Source organism: Legionella sp. JM-2024, assembly GCF_055389095.1.
Window position 1 is genome coordinate 2,522,979 of sequence record NZ_AP039388.1, and the last position, 13,508, is coordinate 2,536,486.

The following is a 13,508-nucleotide window of genomic DNA, read 5'->3' on the forward strand; positions in this document are numbered from 1 at the left end:
TATCGTCTGTAGGATATTCCATACCTTTTAAATCCCTACTCTTCCCTGAAGGCCTTTCTGAAATTATCAAGCAACGGGGTAATTAGGTAATCAAATGCTGTTCTCCGCTCCACAATAATCATGGCTTGAGCTGGCATACCTGGATAAAGCTTAACATTTTGCAAGGTTTTGAGTGATTTAGGTGACAGTTGTATTCTGGCTTTATAGTAATGTATCTTAGTATTGGGCTCTTCAAACACATCGGCAGATATCTGACTTACAATGCCATCAACAATAGGCACAACTCTCTGCTTATAAGCAGTTAGACGTACTTTTGCCGGCAGTCCAGGTGTCACTATATCAATATCACTCGGGCTAATATGCACTTCCAGAATCAAATATTTGGAAGAAGGTACTATGTCACAAATGTCCTGGCCCGGAGTAATCACTCCTCCTATAGTATGCTTTTTCAAACCCAAGATTATGCCATCCTGGGGAGCAATGATAATCGTTCGTGATAAGACATCACTAGCAGCCTTTAATTTTTCTTGTAAATCAGCCAATTTTTGTTGCTCCAAGCGCAATTGTTCTAATAATTGTTTCCTCTTGGTCTCAGCCAAAGCATACAACTGAGACTGGGTTTCACCTATACCCTGATGTGCTTTGGCTATCATTCCCAAATACTCATCTCGATCACCTAATAGCTTCGCAGCCTCCCTTTTCAAAGCCAATAAGCGCGGTTTATCTATTAATTTACGATCTGCTAAATATTGGACAGCTGTAATTTCTTCTTCTATTAATTTTAATTGAGTATCACTTGACTTCTCTTGTGCCTGATAACTTTCTATCTGCTTATTAAATTGCTCTATTCTTTGCTTCAAGACTAACGTTTGTCCTTGATATGAATTGTTATTAGCAGTGAATAGTTTTTGTTGACCTGCAATAATTTTTTTAACTTTGGGATTAATTTTTGCTTTAAGTAGCTCCTCTGGAAAATCAATTTTTTCTTCATTATTTAATTCGCTTAAAATTCTCGCTTCGGAGGCAAGAGCCTCCCAGGTTTGACCCTGCAATAAATCCAGGCTGGCTTTTGCCTGAGTATCATCCAGTTTAATTAACACCTCCCCTGCTTTCACTTCTTTGCCTTCTTCTATCAAGATTTCCTTGATAATCCCTCCCTCGAGATGTTGAATAGTTTTTCTTTCACCTTCCACTATAAAATAGCCATCAGCAATTGCAGCTGAATCCAATGGAAACAAAAAAGCCCAAAGCAAAAAGCCACCCACAAATACAAAAAGAATAATCAACCCGAAACGTTTTGGTTCCTCAAAATGAGGCTCTTTCGGTAAATTAGGTAATTGCTTATGTAATTTATCCCATTCCATAGCCGCTTCTTTGTTGATAATTTGTCTTGATTTGCTGAAGTCGAGCTAGTATTTTTTCCTTCCCTCCCTCCATTTGTATACGCCCTTCATTCAAAACTACAATAGTATCGGCACATTGCAATAGATTAGGTTTATGAGAAATAATCACTACAGTAACCTTACTTTTTTTCAATTGAACTAAAGCATTTACAAGTGCGATTTCCCCTTCGTTATCCAGATTGGAATTAGGTTCATCCAAGACAATTAATTGAGGTTGACCATAAAGAGCTCGAGCTAACGCGATACGCTGCTTTTGTCCACCAGACAATTGAACATTGTTAGGTTGAATTATAGTTTCATATCCATTGGGCAAATTCAGTATCATGCTATGACATCCTGCCATTTGTGCTGCTTTGATTACCGCTTCGTCATCTATATTTCCCAATCGTGCTATATTGGCTTTTATGCTGTCATTAAATAATTCTATATCTTGGGGCAAATAACCGATATGACGCCCAAAATCACTTCGTTCCCATTGATAAACATCAGCATCATCCAACCGGACTATTCCAGATGAGGGTTTTAATACGCCACAAATTAAACGAGCCAGAGTGGTTTTGCCTGCTGCTGAAGGTCCGATTAAAACCAGAATTTCTCCTGGTTTAATTTTCAAATTTATTCCATTAATAATCATTTTATTGCCTTGACCAACACCGCAAAAATGCAATTCCTCGATACTAACTAATCCTTTGGGCGTGGGTAAGACAATCCCCCCTCCTCTCTCTTGCATGACTTGAAAATGATTTTTCAAACGTTCCAATATTTGCTTACTGCTCTGAAACTGTTTCCAGGTTCCTATCGCTTGATCAAGAGGTGAAAGTGCACGAGACATTAAGATAGATGCTGCAATCATCATGCCTGCTGTGATTTGATTAATCAAAACCAGATAGGCCCCCAAAGCTAAAATAAAAATTTGTAACGTCAATCGTATAAACTTGCTCGATGATACAATAATACTGCTCGTTTGATTTAATTGATCCGCTATAACCAAAGCCTTTTTATTTTTTTCCTGCCAACTTGCAATCAAAGGTTTTAACATCCCCATAGATTGAATCACTTCAGCATGCCTTAATGAATTGGATGTATTAAATACATTCATCATACTCATGTCATTAACCTTATCCTGAACTTGTTGAGTTATCTTTTGATTAATCACTGCAATCGCAAAAAGAATGGCGGCACCTAAAGCAGCAACGAAACCCAAGAGTGGCGCTATAAACGCGATCACTAATAAATAAATAGGTACCCAAGGTGCATCAAATAAGGTAAACAGAACATTACCAGAAAGTGTTGATTTCAACTGAGCAATGTCTTTTAAAACCATATGGGGATAGTTATTTCCTTTTAAGACTTGATCAGGGCTATAAAGCAAGGCAGCAGGATTCAAGACCTCATCCAACCAATTACTGACCCTTCCTGCTATACGTAAACGCACCATTTCCAATAAAGAAAGTATTAATAAGGCAAAGATCGCTATCAAAGTTAAAAATAATAACGTTTGATAACTATGGCCAGCTAATACTCTGTCAAAGATTTGCATCATATAGATAGGAACAGTGAGCATAAAAATATTGATAAAAAAACTGAACAACCCAATAAAAATAAAGGCTTTTTTGCAGCAAATATAGATTTGTTGCAACACGGTTTGTTCATTAGATTTTACCATGGTGATTCTTTAATTATTATACAACTAGATAAAATTATAGACTAAAAATCAGTCCTATTCTTTCAAGGTTGCAAACATTTTCATGAAGTTAGCGATGTGACAGACTCATGGAGTTACGACCCATTGAAAAACATTTCTTGAATTGTTCAATTTTTGTACTATAATTCTAAAGATAAGCAAGCATAATCTGTATTATGAGTGGTTTAAATATTTTAGGTTTAATTTTTACCTTTCTTAAAGATAATCACTCACTTGTAGGTTGTATTAGTCATGAGCACTATTATTGGTACTAGTGGGAGTGATTCAATTGAGGGAACAAGTAGCGGTGATATCATAGTAAGCGGTAGTGGTAATGATACCATTGATTCAGGTGAAGGCAATGATTTAATCAATGCAGGAAGTGGTAATGATATTATTGATGCAGGGGATGGTAATGACATTGTATTAGCGGGAAGCGGTAATGATACCATTATTTATGATGTCAATAAAAATTTGGATAATTTTGATCTTGTCATAGGCCAAAGTGGTATTGATACTCTTGTTATGAGTATGGATTACTCCTTCTATAGTTCAAGCAGTTTTCAAAATGATTTAGCCAGATGGAGTGATAATCATTTTGGTATATTTCTCTTTAATACCTTAAATCTCGCAGTAAATACTGTTGAATATTTAAATTTTTCAGCCTTTGCTTTTGATGATTTCTATACCAAACAGCTGGGTGAACCGGGTTTGGTAGCAAAGGAAGGCCAGGATTTTATAGTAGACGCAAGTAATGGATTATTAGCCAACGATTTTGACATTGAAAATGATAATTTTTCAGTAATTGCAGGAACCTTTACTACAACAGCGGGGAATACAATAATAGTACAAACTGATGGGAGTTTCGTATATAAACTGTCCCATTCCGACTATGCCTCAGTGGATACTGCAGGGAATATCATCAATGACACCTTAACTTATACCATAATTGATAATTATGGTAGTACTAATGTTGCTACTGCAACTATTTTTATAAATCCGGTTGCTGACTTGCCAACTTTAGAGGTAACAGACATCAATAATGGTCTTGAAGGACAGGTTATTGACTTAGATATAAACGCCCATGTTAATGATACCAGTGGACGAGAAATATTATCCGCTCAAATCTCGGGATTATCAGATTCATCAAGCTTTGTTGATGATTTGGGAAACGCTATCGGACAAAACATTGGTGAAGGCTCATGGAAATTTACTGCTGAAGAATTGGCTAATTTACATATACTAACCGATGACAAAGCAACAGTTGCTGTGGCCGAAGCAAACAATAAAATCAACTTATATTATGAAGCCAAAGAAGACCTGAGCGAAGCACAACTTGTGTTGGCACATAAAGAATTGGCTTTGGAAGCTGCAGCCCAAGAAGTTACGGATCAACAAGCTGTTCTGACAGCAGCGACTGCAGCAAGAGATGCTGCAATGGCAGAATATGATACGTTAGCTCAAGAATTAGAAAATATAAATAATGAACTAAATAATTTGGAGGCTCAACAAGACATGTTGAGTACTGCTCGGGTTACTGAAGAAGGAATAAGTACTACTGCCTCCCTGGAAAAAGCCACTTTAGAACTGCAAAAAGCCGATTTAACTGCGCAAAGGGTCGAAATTGAAAGCCAGAAAACTCAGGCTGAGACAGAAAAAGCAACTTTGTTAGCCTCAATGAATGAGCTTGAGCAATCCATGACGACAATAGAAACAGCCATTGCCGTTAAACAAAATACTATAATTAGTCAATTAAATGCTGAAATCGCAGCCATAGAAACTCAATTACAAGCGATAGCCGCCACTGCCACTGTTGCTACCGATGATGCCACGGCTGCCACTGCCGATGCCACTGTTGCTACCGATGATGCCACGGCTGCCACCGCCGATGCCACTGTTGCCACCGCCGATGCCACGGCTGCCACCGCCGATGCCACTGTTGCCACCGCCGATGCCACTGTTGCCACCGCCGATGCCACGGCTGCCACCGCCGATGCCACTGTTACCACCGCTGATGCCACGGCTGCTACCGCCTATGCCACTGTTGCTACCGCCGATGCCACGGCTGCTACCGCCGCCACCGCTGATGCCACGGCTGCTACTGATACTACTGCTGGCACTGCAACCACCGCCTATGCTACTCAATTGGAACAAGATTTACAGATAGCACTTGCAGCTAAAGCAACAGAAGAGCAAGCTATTGCAACCTTACAAAGTGATATGAACGAATCATTGCTTGCTATGGACGCAACAGCAGCTGAAATGAACAGCACTGATACACAAATAGCCACTTTGGATAGCCAATTGGCTACATTGGATTCTGCTATTTCCACTATTGATGTAAGTATTGATGCACAGGAAGTGTTGATAGCAGAAGCCAATGCAAGCATTGAAAATTTGGATGCCGAATTAAGTGCTGTTGCCTCTAGTGCAGAAGAATTAAATTCCCAAAAGGTAGTAGTAGAGCAATCTCTGGATGTTGCTGCATCTAATATAGAGTTATCCAATCAAACAGTCGTTCAAGCTGAAGAAGATTTATCAGTCAAAGTGACGGCTCAAACACAAGCTCAAGAAGAGGTAAATGATGCAACCATCGCTGTTGCAAGCGCTACTGAAACCCAAGATTTGGCACTTAACACTGCCAATGCTGCAATTACTGACGCTCAACTAGCTGAAGCATCAAATAACGAAACTCTTGTTATAGAAGTAACTGCTACAGAGCCTTACAATGGGGATTCAATGGTGATAACAGATAATATGAATATTGAGATCTCTTCGCAAATTGCTCTTGATGATTTATGGACTTAACAAAAAGCCAGCAATCATCAGGGATTAAACCAATTAATGCGAATTCTGATTGCTGGCTTTTACACTGAAAGGAAAAGTTATATATCGATGCTACTAATAAGAAGATTAGTACATAGATTTTTTAACTTGAATCCTACTTTTAATATCAGATTGTCTCCACTTAATTAACTATCTATTAAATTTAAATGCTTTGCAAAGTGTCATAAATGATGACCAGAAAACTAATATCGTCTGTAGGATATTTCATACATTTTAAACCCCTGATCTTCCCTGAAAACGTGAACCTTCTCAGCTGCAGGCAGGATGGTTTCGCGTCCTGAAAGGATAAGTGTCCTTTGATTTCCATAGATAAATAATGATCTTATTTTATATGATTTTCAAGATCCAATTTTAATCAAACTTGACCAAAAAGGCTCAATTCAATTAAAATATGGCTTTGTTTAATCGATACAGTCTGAAAGCATGGAGCACTATGGTTAAAAACAACTCATTTAGTTGCTATATTATCGGTGAAGCTAATATAACCCTTCAATGTGCAGATATCCTATTAGCTGGAGGCCATAAATTACTTGGCATGATATCTCCCTCAGAAAAAATAAAAAAATGGTGTACAGCCAATTCCATTTCTTATATCGAAAGCATTAAGGAATTTGAAAAAAATCATACGGACGAACAATTTGATTTCCTGTTTAGCATAGTGAACAGTGAAATCATTCCTCAAAAAATTTTAAGGCTCCCTCGTTATTTCGCCATAAACTATCACAACTCTCCATTACCCAAATACGCTGGATTGTATGCCACTTCGTGGGCGATTCTTAATGGTGAAACTCAACATGGTATTAGTTGGCACATTATGAATGAAGTGATAGATGCGGGTGATATTCTAAAGCAACCATCCTTTCCAATAGATGATCTGGATACAGCGTTTAGTTTAAATCTAAAATGTTATGAACAGGCCATTTACTCATTTCGTGAACTTGTTGAAGAGCTTTCAGCAAACACGGCAACTCCTGTTAAACAAGATTTATCCTACCGTTCTTACTATGGCCTAAAAGATAAACCCACAAATTTTGGATTTATTTCCTGGGATCAATCTTCAGAAAGTATTGATCGCCTGTGCAGGGCTTTAACCTTTGGAAATTATACCAATCAACTAGAAATACCCAAGATCATGATTAATAGGGAGATTTTTGTTGTAAAATCATATGAAAAATTAAATACATCTTCAGGAATAAAACCAGGTACCGTTGTGAATAATTCGAATGGGAAGTTACAAGTAGCTACCGGAACATCGGATATAGTGATATTAGAGCTTACTGATCTTAAGGGAAAAAAATACTCAATAGAGCGCTTAATCAGCTTATTTAAGATTACTTGCAACTCACAACTTGACACAATTGAACCTGAGTTTTTCGAAAAACTATCAGCTTGTCCTGCTAAAAATCCTAAAACAGAGAAATTTTGGGTCAATGAATTTTTGAAATGTTCTCAAGAAAAGGATTCATTTTTATCTCCATTATCCCAATTAGACGCAACAGAATATTCCTTCCACGAAAGGAAAACAGCAACTCAAATCCCTGGTCAATTACTCGCAAAATTGAAAAAATTCTCCAATAAGAATCGGCCGCTAAAAAATATCCTATTAACAGCCCTCTTAATTTACCTATATCGATTAAATAATTACAGTAACCACTCAGTTGAGCTCATTAATTCAGAATTGAACAATTATGATCCTGGTTTAAATCAGCTTTTATCAGATTACGTGCCTTTAACAACACAATTTGATAGTGCTATGACCTTTATGGAAACATTGACATTTGTTTCAAAAGAACAGGATAAGTTATTTGAAAATAAAATGTATACTAAAGATATTTTCATCCGTTACCCAGAATTAAATAATTCTTCTAGTCATATTGAAGTCAGTATCACTTTTGCTGACTCAAAGGAAATGGCATCCTGTATTGGTAATAAAAAATTAAATATCTGTATTTCAGAAGATTGTTCCTGGTTTTATCTTGATAACAAAACAAATTATAGTTCACATGCAGAATCTTATGCTTTTTTCAAAAATATGAATGAACATTTGCTGACTCTATTAGAAGATATAATAAGCAATCCTGATAAAAAAATATTCGAGCTTTCAATAATTGGTAAAAAAGAAAAAAATGATTTATTGCAAGTCTGGAACAACACACACTGTGATTATGATTATAAAAAACCGATTCACCAATATTTTGAAGAGCAGGTTTCTGAAACACCTGACGCAATAGCTGCCGTCTTTAAAGATAAATCAATAACTTATGAAGAACTTAACTTAAAAGCTAACCAATTAGCGCATTATTTAAGATCTCAAGGTGTAAAACAAGATGACCTGATAGGGATTTCTTTAAACCGCAGCATAGAAATGATTATATGTATTTTAGGCATTTTAAAATCAGGAGGAGCCTACCTGCCCTTAGATCCTAATTATCCTGATGAACGGATTTCATACATGTTAATGGACAGTAAAACTAACCTGTTGATAACAGATAAAGAATCCATAAAGAAAAAGCCTCAGGGATTCACTGGTAAGAGTATTGAGATAAACTCCTTTTTAAATTTAAAAAATCTATCTCATGAAAATCTTCAAGTGATTAACAAACCCTTAGACTTAGCCTACGTCATTTATACTTCTGGAACTACAGGAAAACCCAAAGGCGTGGCAATCTCTCATCAAGCTATTTGTAACCACATGTTATGGATGAAGAAACAATACTCTTTTAAAAATAAAGATGTATTTTTACAGAAAACCCCCTTCTCATTTGATGCCTCTGTTTGGGAGTTTTTTATGCCGCTTCTGGTTGGTGGTAAGCTGGTTATTGCTCCAAATGATGCACATACCAGCCCCATTCAAATGATACGTCTAATCAGAGAGAATAAAGTCAGTGTCCTGCAGATCGTTCCTTCCATGCTAAAGGAATTGGGATCTACTCAAGAATTCGGTTCTTGTAAATCACTCACCGATGTATTTTGTGGCGGTGAAGCTCTTTTGCCAGAAACGATTAATACTTTTTTTAAACACAACTGTTCAGGTGCAAAACTACATAATCTTTATGGTCCAACGGAAGTTACCATCGATACAACTGCTTTTACGTGTACAGCAAAAGATGCAAAAGGAGATATAAGCCGAATAGGTAAACCAATAATGAACACAAAAGTGTATGTGTTGGATACAGAAATGCAGCCTGTTCCTTCAGGAATAATGGGAGAACTCTATATTTCTGGAGATGGATTAGCACGTGGTTATTTAAACAACCCTGAAATGACTGAGCAGAAATTCCTGCCTAATCCCTTCAGTAACAATAAAAATGATCGATTGTACAAAACAGGAGATCTCGTCAAATGGGATTCAAATGGAACTATAGAATACCATGGCCGATGTGATAATCAGGTGAAAATCAGGGGATATAGGATAGAAGTGAATGAAATTGAATCTCATTTGGAAAAAATTCCTTCAATTCATCAATGTATTGTAAAACCGGAACGGAACCAAGATGATTCTATGTTTTTATCAGCTTATTTAATATTGGAACAAAATTCTCAAATATCAGCTCTGGATATTCGAACCTTATTAAAAAAGAACATTCCCGAGTACATGATCCCAACTCGATTTTATGTTGTTGACAAATTTTTAAATACCCCAAGCGGTAAAATAGATAGAAAATTTTTACCCATTCCATCTAGACGATTACGTTCGGGTACTAATTATGCAGCGCCAAATAATTCTACTGAACAAGCATTACAAAATATCTGGTGTTCTGTTTTAAAAATAGATAATTTGGGAATTTACGATGATTTTTTCGAGCTCGGCGGTAATTCACTATCAGCAATGAATATAATGTCACACATCCAGGAACAATTTTCACTTGCATTGAGCGTTAGAATATTATTCGATTTTCCCACAATATGCTCTTTAGCCAAGGAAATAGAGAATATACCTCGTGAGATAACCGATTGCATAAGCAACCATTCTTCTGAAAATAATATCATCCCTCTTAAAACAGAAGGAGAAAAAACACCTCTGTTTTTGGTACATCCAATTGGTGGAAGTGTTTTTTGGTACAAACTCCTTGGACAGTATTTAGATAAAGATCGGCCACTTTATGCAATACAGGATCCAGGGCTTGATAAGAATCAATTGATATTCAACCAATTAGAAGAAATGGCAAGCGCCTACATCGATTCGATTCAGACTATTCAACCCAATGGGCCTTACTTACTTGGTGGTGCATCATTTGGTTGTACTGTCGCTATTGAAATGGCGAAACAATTACAAGAAAAAGGGGAAATAGTGATTTCTATTATCTCCCTTGATGGTTGGGCATTTTATCCTACCCTACAAAACAATGAAGTTTATTTTCAAGAAGTTATGAAAGAACAAAACTCAAGAATTCTAAAGAAATATGTGGAAAATAATGTCAGTAACTCCAAATTTTTATTAGAGCTGCAGTGGCATAGAGAAAACATGTTAACTCAATATAAAATGCCAATTATTACCACCAAATTTATTTTGTTTAAAGCAAAAAAACTTACAGAAATGTTTCAATATAATGCTACTTTGAATTGGTGGGAAAATTATACAAGTCAACCGATTGAACTTCACCTCGTTCCTGGTGATCACGAAAGTATGTTTTATGAACCTAATATCAAAGACCTGGTTAGCAAACTCAATGATAGCTTAAATGAGAAGGACGTTGAGCCTTACCAATTAAACAGTATAATAAGTGATTCGTTGATAGACCAACTGTGATCTCGGATCGCCATGATTTGGGAGAGATCATTGGTTTATTTGTTTCTTCTATCTCCATGACCTATCATTTAAATGGAATACATAAAATCCATATAAATGATTAGACTTCTTCGGAAACTCGTCGCGGTAAGTGAAGTGAGAGGAGAAGCGGAGCGCAGAACGGGGTGTACACGCCAGTAAATGAGGATTCGAGCACCGCAGCGACGAAGCAATTCATCACCGCAGTAGAGTTTCCAGAAGTCTTTGAATTAGGTCTCTCCAAATGCCTAAAAATACACGTAGATCATCGATCTTCATCAATACAATTGAAGAACCAATATTTTACCTATCCTCAGATTTTACTGTTTTAGAGATCAACGCTGCAGCTAAGAAATTATTTAAAACTAAAAAAGACTCTATCATTGGAAAATCTTTTTCTGTTTTATGTCCTGATCTTGATTTAAAGACATCTGAATATCCTTTTGATGAGAATTTAATAACTCATGTAGGAGAAAAAACGCTCTCATTGCATTCTTTGTGTTTAAAAAAGCCTACAAATGGAATTCAATTTATTGTTATAGGAACTGTTAAGAATCAAACAAATAAGACCGCCATACAAGAAGACATTGCAAGCCAACTTTTAAGCAATCAACTCAATAATAAAAGCAAAAATACATTATTAGTCGATATCAATACTATTTATCGATATATGGAAAATATTATTGCACAGATTCCAGTAAGTGTTTATTGGATGAATAAAGATCATGTGTATATGGGATGTAGTAATAATATGGTTAAATTATTAAATCTCAATTCAAGGTACGATATTGTTGGTAAAACCTATGAGGATCTATATCACAAAAAATCAACTACATACTATAAAAAAGCAGATAAAGCCGTTATGGATAAAGGTATCTCACTAAGCTTAGAAGAACCCTTATATTACCCTGATGGAACTAAAGAGATCTACTTATCAAATAAAGTTCCACTTCGTGATTTAAATGGGAAAATTATAGGTATGCTGGGAGTGTCGGTAGATATTACTGATAGAAAAAAAATGGAGTTGGAACTTAATAAAGCCAAAGAAATTGCTGAGGCAGCAAATAATGCAAAAACTGAATTCATAGCCAACATGAGCCATGATCTCAGAACCCCTCTAAGTGGAGTTGTAGGTATGGCTGAACTTATGAAAGATCAGGCGAGTGATCCAGCACAAGTACAATATGCCGAGTGGATTTTTGATTGCAGCGAACAATTGTTGAGTTTATTAGATGGCATACTTGATATTGTATCCTTGGGTAATGTTAAAGAAGATGAGTTAAAAATAACAACCTTTGATATCAACCATTGCTTTGAAGAATTAGTTCATCTTGAAATGCCTACTATTAAGCTAAAACAACTTGATTTGATTGTTAACATTGATAAAAAAATTCCTCGACTTATAAAAACCGACCGCATAAAACTTCATAGAATTATTCTGAATCTCTTAGGTAATGCCATTAAATTTACCGAATCCGGTTATATCGCAGTTGATGTAAAATTACTTGAACTAAAAAATAAAATGGCATTAATTTATTTTGCAATATCCGATACCGGGATTGGCATCCCTGAAGATCAACAAACGAAAATATTTGACAGATTTCATCGAATTATCCCTTCCAGCATAGGAAAATATAAAGGTTATGGCGTTGGCTTACACATTGTTCAATCCTATGTAAAACTGCTAGGTGGAGACATCCAGGTAAGCAGCGAACCAGGAGTAGGAACTACCTTTTATTTTGAACTTCCTATCCAAATTGTAAAAGAAAATGAGATGGCAAATGACTCCTATGAGCTTGAAAATAAAAATATAAAAAAATCTGTACCTGAAAAAGAAAACGCTTTAACTCATACAAAAACTGAATTTTTACATAATTCGCCGAATATTCTCATCCTGGAAGATAATCTGGTAGCGCGACGCACAATAGAAAACCTGGCAGCCCAGGAACAATGTCGTTTTGTTTCTGTGGCAAAAGGCAAAAAAGCAATACAACTAGCTAAAACCAATGAATTTGATCTGATAATAACTGACATTGGATTACCGGATATTTCAGGGCATGAGGTTACAAAAATAATCAGAGCATGGGAATCTTCTCAGTCAAAACAACCAATACCAATAATAGGGCTAACTGCTCATGCAAAAGAAAAATCAAAAGAAATATGCCTGGAATCTGGTATGAATGATGTATTTAGTAAACCAATTAGCAGACAGCTTTTGCAAAATATACTGAATCAATTCATTTTATTAAAGAATAAAAATTCTATTCCATTGTCTTCACAAAAAACAACATCCCTAGAGGGAACAAGAAAAGCTGACATACCAGAAAGAGAAGAAAATCTTTTTAACCTGGATGTTTATCCCTTACTCGATATTCGCGATGCTATTTCCATTATGGGTAATCTCAAATTGGTACGTGAGATATTACCCCTAATGATAGGTAAAGAAACCCAAAAAGATGTTGAATCCATTGAAAAAGCATTTAATGTAAAAGATTGGGAGACGGTCGAAAGAATTGCTCATAAAATGAAAGGGGGTGCTGCAAATTGTGGTGCTGTTCGCATGAAATATGCCTGCCAATATTTAGAGCGTTATCAAAAAATGGGGCATACCGAATTTCTTGAGCCTCTCTATCAACAACTTATAAAGGTCATTGCAGACACCAAAAAAAATATTGATGAATGGCTAAAAAAATGACTATCTCTGGATAAAATACCTTAAAACTTATTAACAATGCGTCAGCTGCGTTGAAAAATTCTCTGCAGTGTCTAATGTAAACTCCACTCCTCGCAGCCTTTACGCCTTACA

The 13,508-nt window shown here is 36.2% G+C and carries 5 protein-coding genes; 3 read left to right on the top strand and 2 right to left on the bottom strand.

Translation table 11 applies throughout. From position 1 onward, the window contains the following. Positions 1-35: 35 nt before the first annotated feature. Together ACZ5EK_RS11090 and ACZ5EK_RS11095 are read right to left on the bottom strand one after the other, a co-directional pair. The gene (locus ACZ5EK_RS11090) at positions 36-1,364 is read right to left on the bottom strand and encodes an HlyD family type I secretion periplasmic adaptor subunit (protein ID WP_464429622.1); all 1,329 of its coding nucleotides are present in this window, start codon (positions 1,362-1,364) and stop codon (positions 36-38) included. Next, positions 1,351-3,069 carry a type I secretion system permease/ATPase gene (locus ACZ5EK_RS11095; RefSeq protein WP_464429623.1) on the bottom strand — a complete coding sequence of 573 codons (1,719 nt, stop codon included), beginning with the start codon at positions 3,067-3,069 and terminating at the stop codon, positions 1,351-1,353. Before ACZ5EK_RS11095 ends, ACZ5EK_RS11090 begins: the two co-directional genes overlap by 14 nt. A gap of 270 nt (positions 3,070-3,339) precedes the next feature. Here ACZ5EK_RS11095 and ACZ5EK_RS11100 point away from each other — a divergent pair, with 270 nt between their 5' ends. The 3 genes from ACZ5EK_RS11100 to ACZ5EK_RS11110 all read left to right on the top strand — a co-directional run bounded on the left by ACZ5EK_RS11100 (position 3,340) and on the right by ACZ5EK_RS11110 (position 13,397). Beyond that, positions 3,340-5,895, top strand: coding sequence for a hypothetical protein (locus ACZ5EK_RS11100; protein WP_464429624.1), 2,556 nt, complete (start codon positions 3,340-3,342; stop codon positions 5,893-5,895). Positions 5,896-6,367: 472 nt separating this feature from the next. Next, positions 6,368-10,684: an amino acid adenylation domain-containing protein gene (locus ACZ5EK_RS11105; protein WP_464429625.1), complete on the top strand. Its 4,317-nt coding sequence runs from the start codon at positions 6,368-6,370 to the stop codon at positions 10,682-10,684. A gap of 262 nt (positions 10,685-10,946) precedes the next feature. Next, positions 10,947-13,397 carry an ATP-binding protein gene (locus ACZ5EK_RS11110; RefSeq protein ID WP_464429626.1) on the top strand — a complete coding sequence of 817 codons (2,451 nt, stop codon included), beginning with the start codon at positions 10,947-10,949 and terminating at the stop codon, positions 13,395-13,397. Positions 13,398-13,508: the final 111 nt, after the last annotated feature.

Bases quoted from the DNA above. Each gene is read 5' to 3' on its own strand.
- ACZ5EK_RS11110 (WP_464429626.1), top strand. From the start codon at position 10,947: ATGCCTAAAAATACACGTAGATCATCGATCTTCATCAATACAATTGAA.
- ACZ5EK_RS11105 (WP_464429625.1), top strand. From the start codon at position 6,368: ATGGTTAAAAACAACTCATTTAGTTGCTATATTATCGGTGAAGCTAAT.
- ACZ5EK_RS11100 (WP_464429624.1), top strand. From the start codon at position 3,340: ATGAGCACTATTATTGGTACTAGTGGGAGTGATTCAATTGAGGGAACA.
- ACZ5EK_RS11095 (WP_464429623.1), bottom strand. From the start codon at position 3,069: ATGGTAAAATCTAATGAACAAACCGTGTTGCAACAAATCTATATTTGC.
- ACZ5EK_RS11090 (WP_464429622.1), bottom strand. From the start codon at position 1,364: ATGGAATGGGATAAATTACATAAGCAATTACCTAATTTACCGAAAGAG.